This window comes from Shewanella sp. KT0246 (genome assembly GCF_019654955.1).
Classification (GTDB): Bacteria; Pseudomonadota; Gammaproteobacteria; order Enterobacterales; family Shewanellaceae; genus Shewanella; species Shewanella goraebulensis.
This window is the reverse complement of record NZ_BPEV01000004.1, coordinates 38140-62278: the sequence shown is the minus strand read 5'-3', so window position 1 is coordinate 62278 and position 24139 is coordinate 38140. Positions and strand designations below refer to the sequence as shown.

The following is a 24139-nucleotide window of genomic DNA, read 5'->3' as shown; positions in this document are numbered from 1 at the left end:
GAATCTTTTTGGAGTCATAAAAATGAATAATAAATCTCTTATACCGCTCATCATTGCGACAGGCCTATTAGGTTGTGGTGGTGATGACGGTGCTGAACTCGATGGTAATACTCGCGGTAGTATAGCAATAACCGGAAGCAATTTTATCGCTGGCGAAACAATCTCTGCAGCAGCTACTGATGCTGATGGAATTCAAGCAGACACCATTACCTATGTTTGGTCTACAGGTACTATCGGCACATCTTACACAATTACTGAAGCTGACGAAGGCACTGTCATTTCTGTTTCTGCTAATTATACCGATGATGCAGGCTTTACCGAAGGCGTAGGTGCATCTACACCCACTATCAATCCAACCTTAAATGTTTCAGCTAGCATTATTAAAGGCCCTATTGATGGTGCAACTTGTGACATATTTAAAGTTGATGATAGTGGTGCTGCGGTTCTTCCAGAGCAAGGCACTGCAACCTCTGACACTTCAGGTGGCGTTACATTTAGCAATGTACATTTCGAAGGTGCGGGTTTAATTGCATGTACTGGCGGTACTTATACGGACGAATCAACAGGTTTAACCTTAGATGCTCCTCAACTAAGATCTGTAGTGAATGTAGTTGAAAATATAATTGAGACTGATGAAGAGGGGGTGGAAACCATACTACCACCACCTACCTATGTTGTTTCTCCTTTAACCGAAATGGCTGTTCAAAACGCGGGTAGTGATTTAAACCAGTTTGCTGACGCAGCTGAAATAATTAATGCACGTTTTGGTATTCGTTTTGATACAACAGAAGTGCTTCCTACTTTAGTTGGTACTGTTGAACTTGGTGCTGATGGTGCTGAAGATGCTGATAGATATGGTTCTGTGTTAGCGCTACTATCACAAGTTGATGCAGACAACGCAGACGCAGATTTATCTACCGTTATGGAAGATCTTGCTAGTGACGTCGCTGATGGTTCTTTTTCTGAAGAGTCTTTAGTTACACTTGAGACAGCACAAATTAATTTGCAAACTACTTCACAAGTTGCTAGTTCTGTTGATGAGGAGTTACTGGATGTAATTGGAGCCGCTGTTGGTTATAACAATGACCCTGTTGCAGCAATCATCGAAGGTGAATTTGGCGGTACTGTTCAACATACTGCTACGGATCCATTAACTGGTTCACTAACCATTATTGATCCAAACTTCGAAGAAGATGCTTTTGTTGCTCAAACTGATGTGACACTTGATTATGGTACATTTAGTATCAGTGCCAACGGTAGTTGGTCTTACTCGGTTAACACTGCAAATGATACTTTAGCGAACCTTGAACTAGGTGACTCTGTAAGTGATTCAATCACTATCGCTTCTATTGATGGTACCACTGCTGAAATTAATATTCGTGTTGCTTCGCTTACTCAAGTTGTAAAAATAAGCGATACAGGCGGTGATACGGGTGAGATTAGATTTACCGTTGATAACCTTCGTCAAGGTAAGCTGAGTGCATCAATATCTAAAGAGGTTGCGCTTGGTAGTGATGGAAATATTAAAGATGCTTACATTACGCTTTATGGCTCATCTGGTAGTTCTAGTGAATCGCTTATAGATTTGCGTATTCAAGGAACTCAAATTCAAGACGACGGCACCGTAATTGACCCTCGTTTCTTTGTTCGAAATACTGACAGTGACGCTTACCCTGGCAATATAATCACTGCACCATTTGTTGAAGAGCAGTTTTATGATGTAGCAATCACATGGGACTTAGATCAGGCAGATCAAATCACCGTGACTATTGATGGTGAAGTGATTGGTGGAGGTTCATTCTCTACTGCAGCAGTTGTTGACTCTGATTATACAGGATTAGACCAGTGGTTCGCTGATGGTGTTAAAGCTATCCAATTTAGATTCGGTGATAATGATAGAACGATTCCTTTCGGTTCTTTCTATGCTGATAACATTGAAGTATTTTCTGATACCGCTGGCACTACAAGTATATTTTCAGATGACTTTGAAGGCTATGATGCAGGTGAAACTTTAGATGGTACAGACAGCAAATATAGCTTAGCTATTTACGCTGAAGTGTCTGTATTTGATGCAGGCGATGGCACAGAAGAACCTACGCCAGCAGTATTCTTTGATTTAACTGGAAGAATTGCAAGTGATGAGGCAACGGCAGCAGGTGCTGTAAGTGTACTTGACCCAGATGATGGCGAAGCTTTTATTGTTCAGACAACCTTAATGGGTACATACGGTACATTAGCAATTTTAGAAGATGGCTCTTGGACATATACCCTCGATACTGCTGATGCCACTATTGCTGCACTTGTTGTGGGTGAAAGTGAACTCGATACCTTTACTATTGAATCTTTTGATGGCACTACCGCTGAATTAGCAATCACAATTACAGGCACAATTGTTGTTGATACTGGAGCAAACAATGTTGCCAGAATGGCAGATACATCATTAACTGCTGACGCTGAGTTACGTTTAACAACGGATCCACTTGCTGAAGGTTCTATTTCTACAACCATTAAGCTACAAGCAATTTCTGGCTTCACTGCTACACCAGAAGTTTCTGAAGATAATACCGCTTACATCAGTATCTATGGTGGCTCTGCTTCTTCAAGTAACTTAACGGGTGAAATTGTCTTTGCTAAAGACGGTGCTGTTAAGTATCGTGATGCAAATAAAGATCAACAAACCATTGATGGCTTAACTTATTTTGATGATACAGATATTGATGTAGTTCTAGCTTGGACAGCAACAGGTTATTCACTTTCAATTGATGGTGGTACTACGTTCTACGGTCCTTATGAAGCAATCAATACAGGTACAGCGACTGAAACGTATCAAATTCGTATTGGTAGCTCTTCGAAAGAGTCAGCAAAAGAATTACTCGCTGATGATATCGTCATTGCTGATGAGAGCGATATGGCAGTGCTATCTGAAGACTTCGAAACTTATGCTGAAGGTGAAGATTTAAGTGCAATGTATTCAAGTTCTGCTGAAGCAACCGTTAAGACCATAGCGGGAAGTAGTGTAAATAAAGTTGCCCGAATGGCTGACACATCACTAGACGCTGACGCTGAGTTACGCTTAATCACGACTCCACTTGCTGAAGGCTCTATTTCAACAACCATTAAGTTACAGGCGATTTCTGGCTTTACTGCAACACCAGAGGTTAGCGAAGATAATACCGCTTATATTAGTATTTATGGTGGCTCTGCCTCTTCAAGTAACCTAACGGGCGAAATTATCTTTAGTAATGATGGTAGTGTTAAATATCGTGATTCATCTAAATCGCAGCAAATCATTGATGGCTTAACGCATGCAAATGATACCGATATTGATGTAGTTATAGATTGGACTGCAACAGGTTACTTTTTGTCAATTGATGGCGGTACAATGTTCTACGGTCCTTATGAAGCAATCAATACAGGTACAGCGACAGAAACGTATCAAATACGTATTGGTAGCTCTTCGAAAGAGTCAGCAAAAGAGTTATTAGCTGATGATATCGTGATTGCTGATGCAACAGATACGGCGATTCTATCTGAGGACTTCGAAAGTTATGCGGTGGGTGACGATCTAAGTACGACTTACTCTAGTTCTGCCGAAGCAACAGTGCAAGAAGACTAATTAACTTGCAGTTGTAAATTAATGTTTTAAACAATGTGTTAAAAATGCCGCTTATTGATAGCGGCATTTTTTGTACTTATTTTGTAGACCAAACTGTGCTATTTGAATACGACTTTCGCTCTTTTAAAAGTGATAAATAGCAAAGTATCTATTTTCCTCTTTATCTTTTTCGTCTTTAGCGAGTTTTTTAAATATCAAGCTATAAGCATTTTAACAAATAGGTGAATGAAAATAGCAGATTTTAGATCAAGCTTTTAGAGCGCTTGAGGTAATTAAATGAAAGGCAACCATACAATAAAGAGACCTTTATGCCGTACCTGAAATATCGGCCAAAATTGTTAACTTATCAGTATTAGATAATGACTTGATTGATCTCGTCACTGTAATTAAATAGCCACTCATTTTCTTTGCTTTACTTTTACACTCATTATGCTTAAACATCTCAATAATATTACTGATTGACGTTCCCATATAAATCAAGAATATCTTGGGTCAGTGTAAACTTTAATTTATTACCATACATTTTCTAATCTCACAGCTCACTTTTAGAATTTCTGCATTAACTTACTTTTGTCCAAAAGTGAGCTAGAAAGAGCTAATGTCTTATTAGTAATAAAAGAACATGACACTATTCTCGTTTATTAGTGAATATTACTATTTGTCAGCTTATGGTTATATCTTTAAGCTAAGTGATTGAAAGTAAAATAAGGGTAATGTCAGCTTATGCTTGCAGCGAAAATAAGTTAAGTTCATATTAATTCAATCGGCAAGTTTCCGTATTAGATAACTCTTACACCATCTGACATCATCATTGTTTAATAGGGCTGTTAACCAAAATAGCTCTGCTTAATTTATCACTTTGTCCCCAATATTCTGCAAAATCCTTAAGTGTCATGCCTGATTTATTCGTCAGGTTTGCGTCGCATTCATGGCTATATAACTGCTTAATTATTGTAAATTCTGCCTTAATTACAGCGCCCATTATTGCAGTGTTTCCTCGCTTATCCTGTAAGCAAGCATTGGCGCCCATTTCAAGCAATGCTGATGTTGCTGATGGATGGCCGTTGTACGCTGACACCATTAAGGCGGTGTAACTTTGGCTATTACGTTGATCTATAGGGAAGCCTGCTTCAATAAAGTGGGTTAATACTTCTACATCGCCCGTTCTGGCCGCTGCAAAAAAGTAATCCATTAATAGCTGTGTTTCTTTATCAATATCTTGACTGGGCGTAATAGATTGAGCCGCATCATTCTTGCTCAAATCATCAATATTGCTTGTCTCTACAGGTTGAGCTGCTGAGTAAGACAATAATAAATAAGCCATAACAAAACTGGCTGAAAAGCCGATTTTTAATAAGTTCGGGATAGATTTTAATGAGGTCGACATATAGTAAGCATCCATGCGAATAAAAAATGGATAATGAGGATGGCCTACAAGACGCACTCTAAACGGGCAGAAAAGAGCACAATTACGTCTTGCAGGACTTACTCTGTTGTCTAACGCTGGCCCAATGCGTTAGTTCAATACAATGAGAGTTTAAATGTTGGCTCTTTTTTTCACCTCTTTAAGGTTACCGTCAACAGCTTTGGTTAAACGTTCTCCAAACTCTTTATCTGCTTGATAGAAGTAACTGAGCATTTGATGTTTAACATTTGCGTCTGCCACTTTGCCTAAATCGCCTGACAAGTTGGTGATAAGGTCACTTTTATCTTGTTTGCTTAAACTTCTATACAACACACCTGCTTGAGTGAAGTTATCTTGTTTTGCAATCACGGCTTGTTGCACTGTGCCTGATAAAGGCGTGTTCACAGATTTAAAACGAGCATCATCACTCAAAGGCAGGTTTCTGCTTGGTTGATAGTTAATATCAGACTTAGTATTAGCGTAATTAGCTGCGCCTTCTTGATTGTGATTGGCTACAGTCACTTTTGCTTGGTTAATCGGTAACTGAGATAAATTAGCGCCTAAACGGTAGAGCTGTGTATCTGCATAAGAGAAAATACGCCCTTGAAGTAACTTATCTTCTGATGGCTCAATACCTGGAATTAAGTTAGATGGCGCCATTGCCACTTGTTCCGTTTCTTGGAAAAAGTTATCTGGCACGCGGTTTAGGGTCATTGTGCCAACAGTCGTTTCTGGCACATCAAGCCACATCTTGGTTGCGTCGAGCGGGTTGTAAGTGAAATTATTGAGCTCACTTGGGTTCAATATTTTTACTTTTAAATCCCATTTAGGGTAGTTACCTTTGCTAATCTCACTGTAAAGATCATCAGTTAAGTGATTGAAGTTTTTCCCTTGCATTGCGGTGACTTCGTCAGGTCTTAATCCTTCAACACCTTGTTGGCTTACCCAATGAAATTTAACGTAGTTAACTTGATTTTCATCATTAATAAATTTGTATGCATGAACACCCCAACCATCCATTTTACGGTAGCTAGAAGGCGTACCTAAGTTGGTATAAACCCACGTTAGCATGTTAGTTGCCGTTCCTTCATGGCTGAAAAAATCGAAGAAACGATTAGGATCTTGAAGATTAGTGACAGGAGATGGTTTTAGTGAATGAACCATGTCAGGAAATTTAATCGCATCACGGATGAAAAATACAGGCAGGTTGTTACCTACAAGATCCCAGTTTCCTTGATCTGAATAGAAACGAGTCGCGAAACCACGTGGGTCACGTAAGGTTTCTGGCGAGCCTTTAGAATGGACAACAGTAGAGAAACGTACAAAAACAGGTGTGGTTTTACCTTTTTCAGCAAAAGGTGCTGCTTGCGTTAGGTTACTTAAATCAGTACTGGCGACAAACTCACCATGGGCACCAGTCCCTCTTGCGTGTACGACACGCTCTGGAATTCTTTCGCGAGCGAAACGTTGTAACTTTTGAATCAAATGGACATCTTGCAGAAGTACGCTGCCATTACTGCCCGCAGTGATTGAGTTTTGGTTATCTCCTACAGGAGCACCATTGTCACGGGTTAATGTTTCTGCTTGAACACTAAATGCCAAACTCATTGATAAGATTAAACAGCTTTTTTTTGTTATATCCATGGGATTCTCTCAATTAACAACTCACGCTCTTTCTGCCTGTTAATAATGTAACCGCAAAAAATGATTGTTTGCAGTGGTATTAATCGATTAATCGAATCGGTTAATTGAATCAACAAATGCTGTTCAGCTAAATTAGCGCTATTGGAATGTATTCAGGAACTTGAGGAGAAAGTGGATCTGAGTTAGAGCTAAGAAGGAATAGAGTGGCCTAGTTTAGAACCTATAGTTTAGAACCTATAGTTTAGAGCCTAAGTGAATTTGTCCACCTCGTTAGAGGTGATGTTTAGTCCTCTATGACCCAAATTTGCTTTGATGATTTGGAAATAAAGCTAACCCTTATTTGTAAAAACTACCTGTTAGATGCATGACGTTTTATTAGTTTTTAGAATTTGTCAGCTTATGCTTTTAGCGACAGATATGCTCAAAAGAGTTCGGCTTTTATTTTAGTGAGTAAAAAGGCTGCTATTGCAGCCATTTTTAATGGGTGACAGTTTTATTGTCTAAATAAGCTTATTTCGCATCAAAGCTAAAAGCTTGACCGGCAATGGCCGCTTCATACATTAAGCCGCCTTTTGCAGCAGTAAATATCGCCATGCCATTCATGTAATTAGCTTTTGCTGCGGTGCGATTTCCGGCATTACCAGCTGCTGCTGAGTTACCTGTCGACCCAACCTGTGCATTGGCACCTACTGTAATAGCTACTGCTGAAGCTTGAGCGCTAAACTCAAAGGTACCGCTGGTGAAGTCATCATAAGCGGCTTTGTTTTTGAAGAAGATAATCTCGCTGTAAGCTTGGCCGCCTAACTGAAAGCCAATTGATAATTGAGATAACGTTGAGTCACCAGTGTGGATACCACCTTTATACACTCGGCCTGCACCATAAGCTGCGCCGATGCCGATGCCACCTTTACCGACGGTTGGATAAATCGCATAGCCGTATGCATTACTAAAGAAGTTTTGTACTTCTGGTGCTTTTCTAAAGTCTTCGACAGTTTTTGAGTATTTATCAGCTCGAGCTGAAGTTGAAAAAGTCAGTCCTATTAAGATGAAGGCGACGGACAACAGTGACAATATGTTTTTCATATTTACTCCTACTGAAATGATAAAAATATGCTTATTGATTAATGGTTGTGAATTATCACAAAGTGATAATCGACTCAGATTAGCAGCATAACAAAGCCAGTGTCATAATCACAAAATAAAACGCCTAATGACAGCTATTGTTCAGGCTGGATCATTAGGCGTATTTAAGTTTTAAGCTCAACTAAAGTCATTTAAGCATTGAGTTAAGCACGTGTCTTATTCTTTAATTCTTGCTCTTCAATATTTGCTCTTCAATATTTACTCTTCAATACCTAACACATAAAAGTCGAACCACTTTTTATCCCATTCCATTTTGGCTTTGCGGTGCTTATAGTGACTCAGGCCGTGGCCTTCACCAGGGTAAACTATCAATTCAACAGGCACATTTAAGTAATGCCTCAAGGCACGATATAGTCCTTGCGCATGGCCAACTGGCACACGCTGATCGTTCTCACCAATGTGAATAAGAGTTGGGGTAGTGATGTTATTCGCTGTAGTTAACGATGACCCATGAGAGTATGCCTCTGGCTTTTCCCAAGGTAGACCTTCCATAAAGTTTACGACATGGCCGGGGGTGTCTTCAAGCATCCACTGCAGGCGTTGATCAAATACACCAGCTCCTGAACTCGCAGCTTTAAAGCGGTTTGTGGTGCTAATGAGTGCATTGGTGAGGTAGCCACCATTACTCCAACCCATGACCGCCATTTTGTCACCATCAGCAATGCCTTGCTCAATTAAGTGATCGACACCAGCCAAAATATCTTTGACTTCAATATCATGTTCGCGGCCCACAAGTTGGGTTAAAAATTCATCGCCATAGCCAGTAGAGCCACGGTAGTTTGGCGATAAAATTGCCCACCCATCGGCAGTAAACGTGCTGCGGCCGTATGAACGATGTTGCAGTGCATAAGGTGTGGCGGAGGTCGGCCCGCCATGGATTTGTACCACAAGAGGCAATCGACCTTGAGGTTTGCTGTAGCCGTGGGGAAGTTCTAAAATACCTTCTACTTGGCTACCATCTGGTGCATTCCATTTTACGATTGATATTTGTGGTAATTGCCAATCACTCACTTGGGCATTGATATCGGTAATACGTTTAATTTTAGCGCGACGCTTGTTGGCATCAGCAATAAATAAATCACTAAAGTGAATTAAACCATTATGAGTGAGCGCCAGTTGTTTTCCTGATTGGCTAAAATCATAGCTGCCAGAGACGATATCGGCGTCTATAACACTGCGAGTATCTTGCTGTTTACCGTTTTCAAATTCGCTGCAGTAAATTTTTACTTTCGCTTCGATGGCGCCGCGGTAACACACTTCGTCACTGTTAGGGCGCCACTTAACATCGTCACCATTTAAAGTGACTTTATCGGGACGAGCTAATTCGGTTATTTTGGCTTTTTTCTGGCTCACATCGGCGATAAATAATTTACCGGGATGGCCATCAAAATCGATTCTAAAAGCAAGTTGTTGATTGTTTTGATGCCATGCTAAACCAAGTAACCACCCGTAAGGGGATGGGGCTTGTTGTCGCCATTGGGTATCTTGCAAGACTCGATGAGTGCGACTGTTTACATCGTATACATCAATATCTGACCAGCCTTCCAATTTGACCAGTTCATTGTCGTCAGTGGTGATACGGGCGATTTTTGATTGATTTTGATTAACACTAAATTGCCAGACTACTTTACCGTCATCAATCAACGTTTTTTGCTTATAGTGCTCTAAGTCGAGCACATGTAATGGGTTAGATTCGTGAGAGCCGTGACCGTAATTAGGGGCGCTATGGCTATTACGCATGGCGCTCCATTGGTCTGTTTCTTCAACAGTCTTATTGCCGATAAAATAAAGATTTTTGCCATCTTGGCTTAACTGAAATGCATTTACGCCTTCAACTTCTTTGGTTATTGGTTGAATGTCATTGCCATTACTGGTCATTCTGAAAACTTGGTTTTTACCGTTGAATGGCGCTTTTTCGTTGGCATCGCTGCGTTTGGTTAAGAAATAAATAAATTGTCCATCAGGGCTCCAAACTGGACTTGATTCATTTTCGTTACTAAATGTCAGCCTTTGGGTTTGGCGGGTTTTAGTGTCGACTTTCCATAGATCTGCTTGCGACTTATCAAGTTCTTTGTCCCAGCGACTTTCTACCCATATGGCTTGTTTTGCATTGGGACTAAAACTGACTTGTTTCATGATGCCAATATCGAAGAAGTCATCAATGGTTATTTTATGCTGAGGAGAGTTGGCGATAGCTTGAGTCGATAATCCGAGTAAGCCAAGTAGCCCAATATGGCGAAATGTGAATGTTGATAAAGTCATGGAGCTCCGTTCCTTGTTCATCATCTACGTGATGGTTATTTATAATTGTATGTTGTTAATTGGGTCGCTTTTCGGGTGTAGCATCCTCGATCATAATGCTTTGAAGGTAATTTAATTCTTCGGCATTCAGCAATTGTTCACTGGCTTTTTGTGGCTTGCTACTATCGTTGGAATTGGCTTTATTATTCACATTGCCACGAAGGTAAGCTGCGCGGGTTATTTGATGTAACCCATATAAAGCAAAGCCATAGACGGTGACTAATAAGGATAATCTGGCGATCGTGTGGGCTAACACAGAGATAGAGTCGCCAAAATAAAATGGTACTAACACCATCATAATACGTAAGACCCAATTCAGTAAGATCCCACCCGTTAAAATGAGTAACCAGCGAAAGCGAATGTCTTTTAAGCTTTGTTGTGTAGTGAGTTTGAAGCGCTTTTTATGTTTATTGAGGGTTTTGAAAATTAAGCCAAAATATAAGCAACTCTGTAAAATAATGAATACTGGCATGATTAAGGCAACGCGATTGATATGACTTAATTCAGAGAGGGTATTAATAGGCTGTTTTGACGCTGTAGGGTCTAGACCAATATTAAAAAGTACCGCAATCACAATGAAAAACATCGACACAAATGTTGGCATGAGATGTTTGACAATATTGCCATCTGACACTGGTATTTTTAGGCTCGCTTTACAGTAGGAATAAAGTAAAGGCATTAATAAGAAATAAAACGGTACCATTAAGGTCAAAATAAAATGGATTTGAATAGGGGCGTTCTCGCGAGTGACTGCTCCGATGGCAAAAAATAGTGCGATGAGAATGAATAATGAGCCCAGTAAACGATTGCTTTGGGTGGTATCTGGATCGTTATTGGCGTAGATATAACGCACATATAATCCTACCCCGAAGCAATGTATACCGCCGAGTAAAGATAACCAGATATAAGCTTGAGAAAAAAACGGTCCGAATTCGATTAGTTACCCCTTATTAAAGTTAAGTGATAATACCTTTAAGCGACCCTTTCAACCAGTATCCTAAGGTTTTTTTTGCTTTCGCATATGACGGTTTGAGGCAGCTTCGGGTGGCTTACCAGGGGCAGGCTTTCGTTCAGACAATAAATGCTTAATCGACATAATTGGGTGAGGGATCAACATACGCGGGCCCGAGTAGATCATTATCTCTCTGACTTTTTGTTTCATATGGGGTTTATAGCAATGAACAGGGCATTTATTACAGGTTGGTTTATCTTGGCCGTATGGGCAGCGATCTAATCGAGTTTCGGCATATTCAAGCAATGAACGGCATTCTTCACACAGTTCTTCACCTTGTGTCTGTTGATGATGAGCACGACAATATATGCCAGCCATGGCTGTCATTGTGTTGAGCTCAAATAACAATTTACCTGAAAGAATTGAAGGTTCAGACATTAATAAATACCTTAGTAATTTACTCGGGTATGGCTAGTGTAACTAGCTTCAAACAATGAGTTCAATTTAGGTGATAATAAGCTTGAGCTAAAGCACAAAAATGTCAAAATTTGAATTTATCCCCAGTTATTGGGCTTAATGGCACAAAAGCGTGATAAATACTTGATTTATTGCCATACAATAGCTTATTAATACTAGATGTGTTGCTTAAAAATGCAGCGTAGAAGTCACTCTCTCTTAAATAGGCTTTGACCATTACTTTAAGGCTATTTAACCATACACAAACATGACACAGGCATGGTGTTATCAATGAAAATTATTGTCATTATTTTATTAGTTCTACTAGGTGTGTATTTATACCGTCGAACTCAGAATGTTGCTCAACAAGAATTAGACCAAACAGACACTGCTGATAATGCTAAAACCTCTGACAGTGTCATTGATGGTGAAGCTGAAACTGTAGTTGTCGCTGAAGATGAAAAATCTGATACTGTGCCAGAGCCAGAGCCAGAGCCAGAGCCAGAGCCAGAGCCAGAGCCAGAGCCAGAGCCAGAGCCAGAGCCAGAGGAAAAAGTTGATGCTCAAGAGCCTCAAACAGCAGTTGTCGAAGAGGCTAAAGTCGAAGAACCTAAGGTTGAAGAGTCAAAAGTTGTAGAACCAGAAACTAAAAAGCCTGCAGCAGTTGCAACAGCGGAAGTGAAACCAGCCGATAACGATGCAGATTTGAGTTTACCCGCAACTGGCGCATGGGCGGGCGATGTATTTGCTGATTTAGTAGCGAAACATGCTAATCAAGTGGATACGAGTGCTCAGCACCAGAGTTTACTGAATATTATCGGTCACAGCTACAAGCTGCGTAAGCAGGCTGAGTATTGCCAATATGGCGCACAATTAACTGATGTGTATTTATCTGTCTTTGAGCTGTATCAGCAAGACAATAAAGTGGCTGTCGATGAAAAAGGCCCAGGCTTTATGCAGCTTTCAACTATGCTTAACGATACAAAACAGTTTGATAAAGCGATATCGGTTTGTCAGCAAGCCATGACTTACCAATTAAGCGATGGAACTGTAACGGGTTTTGAAGGTCGAATTAAACGTATTGAAAAAGCCAAATCTAAATCAGGTGATTAAATTCTTACTCATCTAGCTTATGAGTGAGCTTACGATTGAGTATACTCACAATTAATTAGCTATAGATTGATATAAAGCGGACTCAGGTTCGCTTTTTTTATTGCTAAAAATGCTGATTTATATAGACAAATCACCCTATGTTGCCATTATAGGGCGCGTTAAAATTAGCCATGGTGAACCATACAGTCATGGCAAGCATTTTCATCTTAATAGCGTGTTGATTTTAAGAAAGAAATAAGAGGTTTTTATGAATTCCAAAGTGCTGATTAAAATAGTTTTTTTATTGGGCTTAGTCAGTTTGACAGGTTGTTTACGTACACCTGAATGGACACTTTTTTATTATGCTGACGAAGCTAAAAAGCCACAAAATCCAATAAGCGCAGATTTTATCGCAGGCTATTACGACACCCTTGAGCAATGTCAGTTAAAGGGAGATGGTATGCTGCGCTTGAGTGGTAAAAGTTATGTAGAAATGGACAATCGAGCCCTTGAAAACGCAACAGCGATTCCAGTGGCAATTGAGAAAGGATATCAATGTGAGCAGCTATGTGAAGTTAATGACGACGATGTCATTATCTGTAAGTAGGCTGTTCTAGGGAAAGGCTTAATGCAGTTTAAACAGGATTTTTTTGAGCAACTTGAGGGGTTTTACTCGCAAGTTTACCCTTTGCCAATCAGTAATCCACATTGGCTTGCGTGGAGTGATGATGCTGCAAAACTCATTGGGCTAACAAAGCCCAATGATGAATTGCTAATGCAATTGTCAGCTAACCATGCAGTCCCTGGCGCAAGTTATTATGCGCAAGTGTACAGTGGTCATCAGTTTGGTGGTTATTCACCACGGTTAGGCGATGGACGATCAATCATTCTTGGAGAAGCCTTTAAAGGTAAACTTGCTGACAAACATCAAGCATGGGATGTGGCATTAAAAGGGGCTGGACCGACTCCGTATTCTCGCCACGGCGATGGCCGCGCTGTTATGCGCTCAGCTGTACGCGAGTTTTTAGCGTCAGAAGCTTTAGCTGCATTGTCCGTACCGACGACTCGCGCCCTTGCGGTTATTGGCTCTGATTTACCAGTGTGGCGTGAGTCCCAAGAAACCGCTGCAATTACCGTAAGGCTGGCTAAAAGCCATATTCGTTTTGGCCACTTTGAGTACTTTTGCCACAGTGACCAAGGCGGTAAAGACAAATTAATCCAATTACTTAACTTTACCATTGCTCAGCATTATCCACATTTAACTCAAGATGGCCAAGGCTATAAAGCTTGGTTTACTCAAGTGGTTAAAGATACTGCTATTCTCATTGGTCATTGGCAAGCGGTTGGTTTTGCTCATGGTGTGCTAAACACCGACAATATGTCGATTCTTGGTGACAGCTTTGATTTTGGGCCTTTTGCTTTTCTAGATACCTTTAAAGAAGACTTTATCTGTAATCATTCTGATCCCGAAGGGCGATATGCCTTTGGCCAGCAACCTGGCATTGGGCTTTGGAACCTACAACGTTTAGCCCAAGCGCTCACTCCGGTGATAGAGTCAGATGATTTAGTGGCGGCGCTAAATACCTATCAAGCTGAGTTAGTGAAGCAGTACTTGTTATTAATGCGCGCTAAAATGGGCTTTGCTGCAACAGATTTATCGGCACTATCAGTTGATAAAAGTGCTTCGTCATTAGCTGAAATACAGGCAGAACAAGATAAAGGTGATTTAGACTTAATTGGCCGATTTTGCGCTGTGATGCAACATAATATGCTTGATTATACCAATACTTTCCGGGCTCTTGGTCGACTGGATATTACCAGTCACCAATCTAATATTGCTGATGAAATTATTGACCGACCACAGTTTGATACTTGGTATAAAGATTATCAGCAACGTGTGGCTGCTAATGTAGATGGCACTGAGGGCTCTGGCACTGAGGGCTCTGGCAATAAGATAGATATTGAGAAGTGGCAAGCAGATAGAGATGCAGTTAACCCTAAATACATATTACGCAATTACCTTGCTCAAGAAGCGATTGTCGCTGTTGAAGAAGGTGATAACAGTAAACTTGTAGAGTTACATCAGTTACTGACAAACCCTTATGCCGAACAAATTGATAAAGCACATTATGCTGAACGTCCGCCGCAGTGGGGGCAGGGCTTGATTATGTCTTGCAGTAGCTAGCAAAATATTTAATAGATTTTTAAGGAAGTGTATGAACTCAGGTTCATTAGAAAAAATTAATCTCAATACAGTAAGCATCAAAGAAGCTAAGTTTGATAGCGATGCCATGAGCATTTTGATAACTGCTGATATTGATTTTGAACGTTTTGAAGTGTTTGCTACGCCCTTTGCAGCAGCATTAGATTGTGAAGTGCGTGAGCGCCAATGGGGCGCAGATCGTCACCAGTGGTTATTGAATTTTGAAGGTAGTCAGTTGTGGCTGAATTATGAATTTTACGGTGATATTTGTTGGTTAGCCACTGAAACTCAGGCCGATGTTGAAGTGCTAAGCTATTTGATGACATTAATACGACCACTAGTTGCTGTTAAGGGAACTCATGAGTAATCGCATTGAAGAACCTGCATCTGTTCTGATACAAACGCCTAGTGAACACGACGCCTCGTTTCATTATCAGGCATTAACGCCTGACTTAATTCTTGATGCCATTGAAAGCCTTGGTGTCTATCCTGAGACGGGATTGTTAGCACTAAATAGTTACGAAAACCGCGTATATCAATTTAGATGTGATCGCGGCAATCGCTATGTGGTGAAATTTTATCGCCCTCATCGTTGGAGTGAGGAGCAAATTCAAGAAGAACATGATTATGCACTGGCGTTAGCGGCTGAAGACATCCCTATTGCGGTGCCATCGATTATAAACGGTAAAACCTTGCATCATTATCAAGGTTACAAATTTACCTTGTTTCCATCGATTGGTGGCCGCGCCTTTGAAGTCGATAATTTAGATCAACTTGAGTCGGTCGGACGTTTCATCGGCCGTATTCATCAATATGCCAGTAAACAACCGTTTCAGTACCGTGAACCGCTTTCAAGTAAGATTTTAGGTGATGATGCTCTGGCATTCTTAAAGCAGTCTGGGCAAGTTTCTGATGGCATTAGCCAGCAATTTTTTACTGTGGCAGAGCAGGTACTAGATAAAGCTAAAAGTATTTTTTCAGAGCACGAATTTCCTACCATTCGTCTACACGGTGATTTACACGCGAGTAATATTTTATGGACGCCTGACGGGCCAGGCTTTGTTGATTTAGATGATGCTCGCCAAGGTCCTGCAGTTCAAGATATCTGGATGATGCTCACAGGCGATAGACAACAGCGATTATTACAGCTTGATGTTTTGCTTGAAGGCTATCAAGAATTTTATGATTTTGATCAGCGCCAGCTTAAGCTAGTAGAGCCTTTACGAGCGTTAAGAATGTTGCATTACAACGCTTGGTTAAGCAAAAGATGGCAAGATCCTGCATTTCCAATGAACTTTCCGTGGTTTGGTGATATCAAATACTGGGAACAACAAACCTTGGCGTTCAAAGAGCAGTTAGCTGCATTGGATGAAGCCCCTTTAAGCTTGATGGGCTACTAAGGCGATTAACAACTCAATTGTAGATTGTTACAAATGATCTTGATAAGGTCTTGAGATACGAAGATAACCTAATTTATGATAGGTTTAGCAAATAACTAATTTAGTTATGCGAATCGGCTGGTTTAGTCGGTGGCATAATACAGATGGCAAGTTTTAAAAATCATTTTTAAGATTGCCCACTAAAGGAAGCAAAATGAAAAAAGCACTATTAATGGCAGCAGCACTACTTTTAGCCCCAATGGCTGCATCTGCTGCAGATTATAAAGAAGGTGTGCATTACACCGTGATTAACGAAGGCCCAGCGACATCTAAGCCTGAAATCACTGAGTTTTTCTCTTTCTTTTGTGGCCACTGTTATAACTTTTCAAAAACAGTAGTACCAAAAATTGAAAAAACATTGCCAGAAGGCGTCACGTTCAATCAAGCTCACGTTGAGTTTATTGGCCGAGAAATGGGCACTGAAATGTCACGTGCTTTTGCTATCGCTCATCAGTTGAATGTTGAAAAGAAAATTGAACACGCTATTTTCACTGCGATCCATGATTCTAAGCAACGTTTCACCAGCCAAAACGATATCCGTATGGTATTTATTGCCAATGGTATTGATGGTAAAGATTTCGACGCTGCAGCGAATTCATTCATGGTAAACGCGCAAATGTCTAAAATGAAGCGTGATACTGAAAACGCTAAGTTATCAGGTGTACCAGCATTAGTGGTTAATGGTAAATATCGTGTTGAGACAGGTTCAATCAAGTCTTACGACGAATTATTAGATATTGCTTACTACTTAACGACTGTAGATAAGTAACCTTTCATTGGCGCTTAGCCTACCGAAAATTAAGTTGTATAAAAGGAGCCGTTATTGGCTCCTTTTTTGTGGCTTTTACATCACACTTCCTGAGTAAATTACTGAAAAAAAGCAAAAAAAAACCGTAGGTTTTAAAATTTAGCATTTTAAAACAATACGGTGATGAGCCAACTGGCTCTTTATTTACCCTGAGTAACGTGGTTACTCTATCAAAGCGTCAAAAAAATGGCAAGTGTCATTTTTATGTTGTTTTAAGGTGTATGTAAATTTGCAGATATTTAGATAAATAATGTTTAATTTAATGAAACTCTTTATGACTTTATAATGTCCAAAATTGAGTCAATAACAAAACAACATGCTTAGGAGTTCTCATGAGACGCTTTCCAGTTTACGCGCCAAAGCTAATTGTAAAACACGCTAGAATTTTTGTGACGGGAGTCATTTGGGTTAAAGATTTAGGCTGTATTGAGTTCAACCGAGGGCGTTTTGTGATGCCGAAAAAAAGCCTGCCAAAAGTGAAGCAGGCTGTTTCAGAACTTAATGAGCTACTTGCAGCTCAACATCTTGAAGCAAGTGCAGTTTAGCTTTCGCTATTAAGCAAACCAACAAGGCCGTTTACTTTGTCGTTCCACGAGTTTAGGTCTTGTTGCAGTTGTTGATTAGACTCAGTCAACTGAGCATTCTTTTGCTTCTCTTCTTCAAGCTCCATTTTTAGTAGCTCAGCATTTTCAAGAGTAGCCTGGATTTTGGCTTCCAGTTGGGACAATAATTCAAGGCTCATATCGGGAGTCCTAATAGTTTCTGGATGGAATGCTGATTCTAGCAGCGACTGGGGTTTAAGGAATAGACAAATCTGTTAAGTGGTTAAAAAAAGTACCACTTTTACTACTATTTTCTAAGCTTTAATATTCAGCTGGTTTTTTTCCCCTGTTTTTACCCATATCACCCCAGCTATTTGCCTATTAGTGCTGAATTTCTAGTGATAATGTTTTTAACGTTCTTTAATTTTTTAGGCATCATTTTTGCGGTATGTATTTATGTGCACTTCAATTGACGGTTAAATTTACTCCACATTGTCCATTTGCTTGACATTGCAACTGATGATTCATAGTCTGCAATCTCTGTTTTCAAGGTGGTATCAAATGGACATCAAACATAATTTAAAATCGTCACGCCGTACTGAGCAATTTCAACCTGAAGGTAATGTTGGCTTTGGTAATCTCAGAACTGATCATATGTTTTTAATGGACTATAGAGATGGCCAATGGTGCGATCCTCGCATCGAACCTTATGCTCCTTTTGAAATCGCCCCAGGTGCAATTTCACTGCATTATGGACAATCAATCTTTGAAGGCGCAAAAGCCTTTATGCATGATGATGGTGAGATCTATACTTTTAGATTGAACAAGAATGCGGAGCGTCTAAATACCTCAGCAGATATTTTATGCATTCCTAACCTTGATGAAGAAAAGCAACTGGAAGCGATTAATGCATTGATTGATGTCGATCGTTTGTGGTTCCCAATGCAAGATGGCGCATGCTTGTACATTCGTCCGTTTATTTTTGCAACGGAAGATCGTTTATCGGTTAGCCCAAGTTTGAACTTCACCTTCTGCGTAATATTAAGCCCAAGTGGTGCTTATTATGCAGATGGCGTGAGCAAGGCTATTCGTTTACTAATTAGTAAAAAATTCCACCGTGCAGTGTCTGGTGGTACAGGAGCATCAAAAGCTGCTGGTAACTACGCTGCTTCATTACGTGCGGGACAAGCGGCGGCTGAATATGGCGCTGCGCAAGTCTTATATCTTGATGCCAATAATCAGCAGATTGAAGAAGTAGGCGCGATGAACCATTTCCACGTGCTAAAAGATGGCACTGTGGTTATTCCAACGTTTACTGATACGATTTTAAAATCGATCACTTCGCAGTCAATGCTGGAACTTGGGCATATTTTAGGTTGTGAAGTGCGCCAAGAGACTATCATGCTGGATAAGTTTATTGCTGATATCGAAGCGGGTGAAATTGTCGAAGCAGGTGGTTTTGGTACTGCTGCGGTTGTATCGCCAGTGGGTTCGTATATTTTTGAAGATGGGCGCATTGTGACTGTGGGTGACGGCGAAGTCGGTCCAAGCATTAAACGTATTTATCAAATCTTTACTGAGCTACAAAATGGTCAGCTTGAAGGCCCAGAAGGTTGGGTTAAACGCGTTGAGCGTGTTGCGCCATAGCTTATAGCTCTTCGTTCATAGTATTGAATTTAGTATAAAAAAGGCGATAGCTCCTAGGAGCTATCGCCTTTTTTATTGATTGTTATTTAAAACGTTAATCGACTCAGTGTTGGGTTCAATGTGGATTATTGCTCACTGACCACATCGGCATTCTTTTCACATTTATCTTGCTTAAGTTTTTCTAAGCAATCATCAGCGGTTAATGGTTTACTGAGTAAGAAGCCTTGTACTTGGTCACAACCTTCATCTTTAAGGAAATCTAATTGCTCTTGAGTTTCTACCCCTTCTGCCACTACGTTTAATTCTAAACTGTGGGCGAGGGTAATAATCGCACTGGTAATAGCGGCATCATCAGGATCTTCAATAATATCGCGTACGAACTCTCGGTCGACCTTAAGGGTATCGATAGGGAAGCGTTTTAAGTAACTTAAGCTTGAATAGCCTGTACCGAAGTCATCAATGGCAATGGTAAGTCCTAGGGCTTTTAGCTGTGATAATACTTTTACCGAATCTTGTGGGTTACCCATAATCATTGATTCAGTCAGTTCAAGTTCTAAGGCGCTTGCTGGCAACCCTGAAACCGCTAAGGCAACTTCAATGGTAGAAATAATGTCGGCTTTAAGCTGTCTTGCTGACAAGTTAACTGCAATCGAAATGTCTTCGAAACCTAACTGATGCCAACTGGCAAGCTGGTTACAGGCCTCATCAATGGCCCAATGACCAATGGCGTTAATCATACCGGTTTCTTCGGCGAGTGGAATAAACTCGACTGGTGAGATAAATCCAAGTGTTGCACTATTCCAGCGCAATAGGGCTTCGACGCCTAGAATTCGTTTGGTTTTGATATCGTATTTGGGTTGATAAACCAAATACAGCTCATTATTTTGAATCGCCTCTTTAAGTCCTGCTTCCAGTTCAACATGACGTGTCGCATATTGGTTCAGCTCTTCTGTGTAGAATTGGAAGTTATTGCGGCCTAAAGATTTAGCATGATACATCGCGGTATCGGCATACTTAATCAGTGACGTAGTATCATTAGCGTCATTTGGAAATAAGCTGATACCAATAGACGGCGACACAGTGATGTTTTTACCTTCCAGTAAGAACTGTGCTTTAAAGGCTTTAAGTACTTTTTCGGCAATAATAGTGGCGGCTTTTAGCTTAGCGACGCCTTCCAGAATAATGGTAAACTCGTCGCCGCCTAATCGGGCAACGGTATCACCATCACGGATGGCATTTTGCAGTCTTGATGCCACGGCTTTTAGCAATAAATCACCCACATGGTGACCCATAGAGTCATTAATGTGTTTAAAGCGGTCTAAATCAAGGAATAGCAGCGCCACAATTGATTTTGAACGATGTGCCTTAGTGATGGCTTGATTTAATCTGTCCTGAAATAAGGTGCGGTTAGGTAGACCTGTTAATGGGTCAAAATTGGCTAAAATTCGTAAATCTTCTTCGGCTTTTTTACGCGAGGTAATATCGGTGAATACCGCAACGAAGTGGCTGGTTTCACCTTTGGTATCGATGACTTGATTGATCTCAAGCCAAGCTAGAATGCCTTTTTTGTCTTTGGTGCGAATGTTGATTTCGCCAGCCCAATGTTTGTTACGCAGCAGCTGTAATTCAACATTGTGATAAAACTCTCGTGAGCGTTTACCGTGAGCTAAATATAAAAAGTGTTTACCTGCAATCGCATCATGATCGAAACCTGTGATACGACTAAATGCTGGGTTTACCGTACGCACGCGATAGTCGAGCTCGCCCACCACAACGGCTTCATTCATACTGTGAAGCACTTGAGTCGACAGTTTGAGTTCGTTTTCTGTTTCTTTACGAATGGTAATATCTTTATGGGTCCCCGCCATACGTATAGGTCTGTCTTGTTGGTCCCATTCAACGACTTTGCCGCGATCAATCAGCCAAATCCATTTACCTGCCTGCTTTTCAACTCGATATTCTGCTTCGAAAAACTCAATCTCACCGTCTAAATGTCGATTTAGAATTTTAGAAACACGACTCTTATCTTCTGGGTGAATATTGTTAATTAACGCTTGGGTTTCGTTACCTAACATAAGTGGTGGCACCATGTCAGTTCGGTAGACTTTATTTTCACGGATATTCCAGTCCCACATGCCATCGCCTGAGGCCCAAAGTGCCAATTTAAGGCGTTCTTCAGATGCACGGATACTCATTTCAAACTCGCGTTGCTTTTCACGCTTGAGTTGTTTTAAGTACACAATAATGGTCAATACCAGCATAATTAAAATGCCATAAATGACATAAGCGCCTTTGCTTAAGTAAAACGGCGGTACCACAGTAAATGTAATAGAAAGCGGGGCTTGTTGATAATTGTTATCCGTTAATGTGTAGCGAACCAATAGTTCATAGTCTTTAGGGGCAAGGCTAGTAAAGGTAATCTCATTGGTTTGATGTAGGTCGATCCATTTATCATCTTGGCCGAGCAATTTGTAGCCAAATTGGTGTAAACCAGGGTAGTTAAACTCTAATGCACTGATGTCAAAGCGGATAATTTTGTTTTCAAAGGGCATGAGTAACTCTGGAGGTGCCATTAAATCATGTAGTTGATGGCGCTCTTCGCCAAATGTATAACTTGTGAGGGCGAGTTTGGCATCGGGTCTTACTGTTGGCACATTTTCTGGCATGAACTGGTTTAGACCATTGATGCCGCCAAACCAGAGTTCCCCGTCGAGATCTTTAAATTTAACGCCACCATTAAATTCATTGGATTGGACGCCGTCATACTCGTTATAGGTAATTAAAGTTTTTTCTTCTAAGCCTAGGCGAATGATTCCTGAGTTAGAGCTGAGCCATAGGTCGTGGTTGTTGTCTTCAAGAATGGCATAAATCGTATGCTTTTTTATTTGCTCATTGAGGGCTTCAAACTGGATGGTGCCATCTTCTGTTTCAATGATTTTGTCTACGCCACTGTGAGTCGCCATAAGAAATTGATCATCACTAGTGACAATAAAATCTCTAATTCGGTTATCACTTAATGTAGATTCATCGGCTGGTTGTCGTGACTTAAAGGTCAGTTGTTGCTGATCCGGCTTTAAGCGCACAAGCCCTGCCATTGTGCCAATCCACAAACTGTCATTATGATATTTTAGCGACAGGATCGTTTGTTTTTTAGGTGAGTAGTCAGGTTGGAAATCAAATTGATAATGATGTAATACGCCTTCACCAGGTAGCACGAAGTATAGGCCATTACTACTGCCTATCCATAGACGTTGTTTATCGTCTAGCGCTAAAGCACGAATGCTCAGTGTGTGTGGCAATAAATGATCAAATGCAGGTAAAAAGGTGAGTTGCTGATCTGCGGTGAGTTTTGCTAAACCGTGATCGGTGGCAAACCATAAGTCGCCATCTTCGGTTTGTTTAATGGAATGAACCGTAAGGTTAAGCTCATTTTCATTAAGGTTTAGGGCTTTAGCGAACAAATCGTTGTAGTAATAAAATTGACCTTGTTGTTCATCAAAACTTTTTAATCCAGCGCTTTCAGTGCCAATCCATAAACGTTGTTGCTTATCACGAAAAATGGCACGGATCATATTAGCCATTTTAGGTTTAGATGGGTGCATCTCAAATATATGATTAAAATATACCTGATTCAAATTAAGCTTGTTGATGCCTGAATAACGGGTGCCTAGCCATAAGGTACCATCACGGGCAAGCATGATGCTTTGTAGGTTGTTCTCGCTAATTGAATTACGGCTATTAGGCTCATACTTGTGGACTCTGCTTCGCCATTGACCATCGATTTTATCGAGTTGAATTAAGCCTGAATTAGCGCCGATGGCCCAAACCTGTTGGCTGCTATTGATAACAAAGTCTTTAATTTCGTTGAATATAGTAGGTTGTTCATTAACCCATACCACGGTTTTTTCATGAGTTTCTAAATCATATCGAATTAGCTTATTTTCAATGGCTAACCAAACCGAGCCATCAAGGTTATTGGTTTGAATGCTGTTAACCTTTAAATTTGACTCAATATCGAGTCGAATAATGGTATTACTATCAATTGCGAATGTGCCGCTTTTTTCGGTGCCAACAAATATGTACTTGTTATCCACATTTGCCACACTGGTAATGTGAGGGTTAAGGTTATTACTGAGGCTAATTTTAGTGATTTTATTTGTTTTAAGCGAGAGCGTGTATAAACCAGACTGAGTGCCTATCCATAACGAATCACCAATGATGCTTAACTTTGAAAGATGTAAATCATTAAGTCCTTGCTTTGTTCCATAATTGGTAAATTTACCTGTGGTGAGATCTAATCGACTTAACCCTTGAGAAAATGTCGCCACCCATAAATTGTCATCATTTGATTGAAGTATATCTATGATGTAATTGCCAGCGATACTGTGTGGATCATTACTGTCATTGAGAAAGACATCAAATTGAATACCATTATAGCTGTGTAGTCCATCTTGAGTACCAACCCATAACATTCCCGCTTTATCCATGAATAACTTTGTCACAGAGTTTTGGTTTAACTCATTAGCAGCTTCGAACTGTTCGAAAGACAGTAGGTGATTATCATTTTGAGGAGTGATGGCGAAAACAGAAGCAGACATTGAGGTAACAAGAACCCAAATGAACAAGCATGCTCTCAATGTTATGGATAAAGGTAAATTCAATCTGCACCTATTGTTATAAATATGAGCATGGGAAAAAGGTCCTGCTGGGTTGCATATTGTTAGCTTGGAAATAATGTTTTAACAATGATAGTAAAGCACGACTAAAATGGCTCATTACTTAAGCAGTATTTGTAAAGAAACTACTGCATTTCTAGTTCTAGTAACCTCCATATTACGTAGCTATGTGTTTTATTTCAAATTAGATTTCAGTTTTGTTATTTGGCAAATGT

Annotated in this window: 17 protein-coding genes; 9 read left to right on the top strand and 8 right to left on the bottom strand. The window is 40.3% G+C overall.

Annotated elements, in window-relative coordinates; genetic code table 11:
* Window positions 1-22 precede the first annotated feature (22 nt).
* Window positions 23-3616, top strand: coding sequence for a VCBS domain-containing protein (locus tag K5Q58_RS03070; RefSeq protein WP_220752399.1), 3594 nt, complete (start codon window positions 23-25; stop codon window positions 3614-3616).
* 808 nt (window positions 3617-4424) lie between these two features.
* On the opposite strand, the gene K5Q58_RS03065 is transcribed toward K5Q58_RS03070, so the two are convergent.
* From K5Q58_RS03065 to K5Q58_RS03040, 6 genes are all read right to left on the bottom strand, one after another.
* Window positions 4425-5003, bottom strand: coding sequence for an ankyrin repeat domain-containing protein (locus K5Q58_RS03065; RefSeq protein WP_259651211.1), 579 nt, complete (start codon window positions 5001-5003; stop codon window positions 4425-4427).
* A 150-nt stretch (window positions 5004-5153) separates the two neighbouring features.
* The gene (locus K5Q58_RS03060) at window positions 5154-6665 is read right to left on the bottom strand and encodes a catalase (RefSeq protein WP_299574425.1); all 1512 of its coding nucleotides are present in this window, start codon (window positions 6663-6665) and stop codon (window positions 5154-5156) included.
* Window positions 6666-7175: 510 nt separating this feature from the next.
* Window positions 7176-7748: a lipid-binding SYLF domain-containing protein gene (locus K5Q58_RS03055; RefSeq protein WP_220752397.1), complete on the bottom strand. Its 573-nt coding sequence runs from the start codon at window positions 7746-7748 to the stop codon at window positions 7176-7178.
* 258 nt (window positions 7749-8006) lie between these two features.
* The gene (locus K5Q58_RS03050) at window positions 8007-10070 is read right to left on the bottom strand and encodes a S9 family peptidase (protein ID WP_220752395.1); all 2064 of its coding nucleotides are present in this window, start codon (window positions 10068-10070) and stop codon (window positions 8007-8009) included.
* Window positions 10071-10125: 55 nt separating this feature from the next.
* Window positions 10126-10962, bottom strand: a complete 837-nt coding sequence (locus tag K5Q58_RS03045) for a hypothetical protein (RefSeq protein WP_220752393.1) — start codon at window positions 10960-10962, stop codon at window positions 10126-10128.
* A gap of 144 nt (window positions 10963-11106) precedes the next feature.
* Window positions 11107-11499: a nitrous oxide-stimulated promoter family protein gene (locus K5Q58_RS03040; RefSeq protein WP_220752391.1), complete on the bottom strand. Its 393-nt coding sequence runs from the start codon at window positions 11497-11499 to the stop codon at window positions 11107-11109.
* A gap of 309 nt (window positions 11500-11808) precedes the next feature.
* Between K5Q58_RS03040 and K5Q58_RS03035 the strand changes: the two genes are divergently transcribed.
* The 7 genes from K5Q58_RS03035 to K5Q58_RS03005 all read left to right on the top strand — a co-directional run bounded on the left by K5Q58_RS03035 (window position 11809) and on the right by K5Q58_RS03005 (window position 17604).
* Entirely contained in the window at window positions 11809-12630 is an 822-nt protein-coding gene (locus K5Q58_RS03035; protein ID WP_220752389.1) for a hypothetical protein, read from the top strand.
* 247 nt (window positions 12631-12877) lie between these two features.
* On the top strand, window positions 12878-13216 hold the full coding sequence (locus tag K5Q58_RS03030; protein ID WP_220752387.1) for a hypothetical protein: 339 nt from the start codon (window positions 12878-12880) through the stop codon (window positions 13214-13216).
* Between the two features lie 21 nt (window positions 13217-13237).
* Window positions 13238-14794 (top strand): YdiU family protein, encoded by a 1557-nt coding sequence (locus tag K5Q58_RS03025; RefSeq protein WP_220752385.1) that lies wholly within the window; start codon window positions 13238-13240, stop codon window positions 14792-14794.
* Between the two features lie 31 nt (window positions 14795-14825).
* Complete coding sequence (locus K5Q58_RS03020) at window positions 14826-15179, top strand: DUF3630 family protein (protein ID WP_220752383.1); 354 nt, start codon at window positions 14826-14828, stop codon at window positions 15177-15179.
* A complete protein-coding gene (locus K5Q58_RS03015) occupies window positions 15172-16212 on the top strand; it encodes a serine/threonine protein kinase (RefSeq protein ID WP_220752381.1) in 1041 nt (346 codons plus the stop codon). Before K5Q58_RS03020 ends, K5Q58_RS03015 begins: the two co-directional genes overlap by 8 nt.
* A 193-nt stretch (window positions 16213-16405) precedes the next feature.
* Window positions 16406-17020 carry a thiol:disulfide interchange protein DsbA/DsbL gene (locus K5Q58_RS03010; protein ID WP_220752379.1) on the top strand — a complete coding sequence of 205 codons (615 nt, stop codon included), beginning with the start codon at window positions 16406-16408 and terminating at the stop codon, window positions 17018-17020.
* 371 nt (window positions 17021-17391) lie between these two features.
* On the top strand, window positions 17392-17604 hold the full coding sequence (locus K5Q58_RS03005) for a DUF1107 family protein (RefSeq protein ID WP_220752377.1): 213 nt from the start codon (window positions 17392-17394) through the stop codon (window positions 17602-17604).
* Here K5Q58_RS03005 and zapB read toward each other — a convergent pair.
* Window positions 17601-17801 carry a cell division protein ZapB gene (gene zapB, locus K5Q58_RS03000; protein ID WP_144211472.1) on the bottom strand — a complete coding sequence of 67 codons (201 nt, stop codon included), beginning with the start codon at window positions 17799-17801 and terminating at the stop codon, window positions 17601-17603. The genes K5Q58_RS03005 and zapB overlap by 4 nt on opposite strands.
* 361 nt (window positions 17802-18162) lie before the next feature.
* Between zapB and K5Q58_RS02995 the strand changes: the two genes are divergently transcribed.
* Window positions 18163-19248: a branched-chain amino acid aminotransferase gene (locus tag K5Q58_RS02995; RefSeq protein WP_220752375.1), complete on the top strand. Its 1086-nt coding sequence runs from the start codon at window positions 18163-18165 to the stop codon at window positions 19246-19248.
* Window positions 19249-19373: 125 nt separating this feature from the next.
* Here the strand turns inward: K5Q58_RS02995 and K5Q58_RS02990 are convergent, their stop codons facing one another.
* The gene (locus tag K5Q58_RS02990) at window positions 19374-23846 is read right to left on the bottom strand and encodes an EAL domain-containing protein (protein WP_220752373.1); all 4473 of its coding nucleotides are present in this window, start codon (window positions 23844-23846) and stop codon (window positions 19374-19376) included.
* Window positions 23847-24139: the final 293 nt, after the last annotated feature.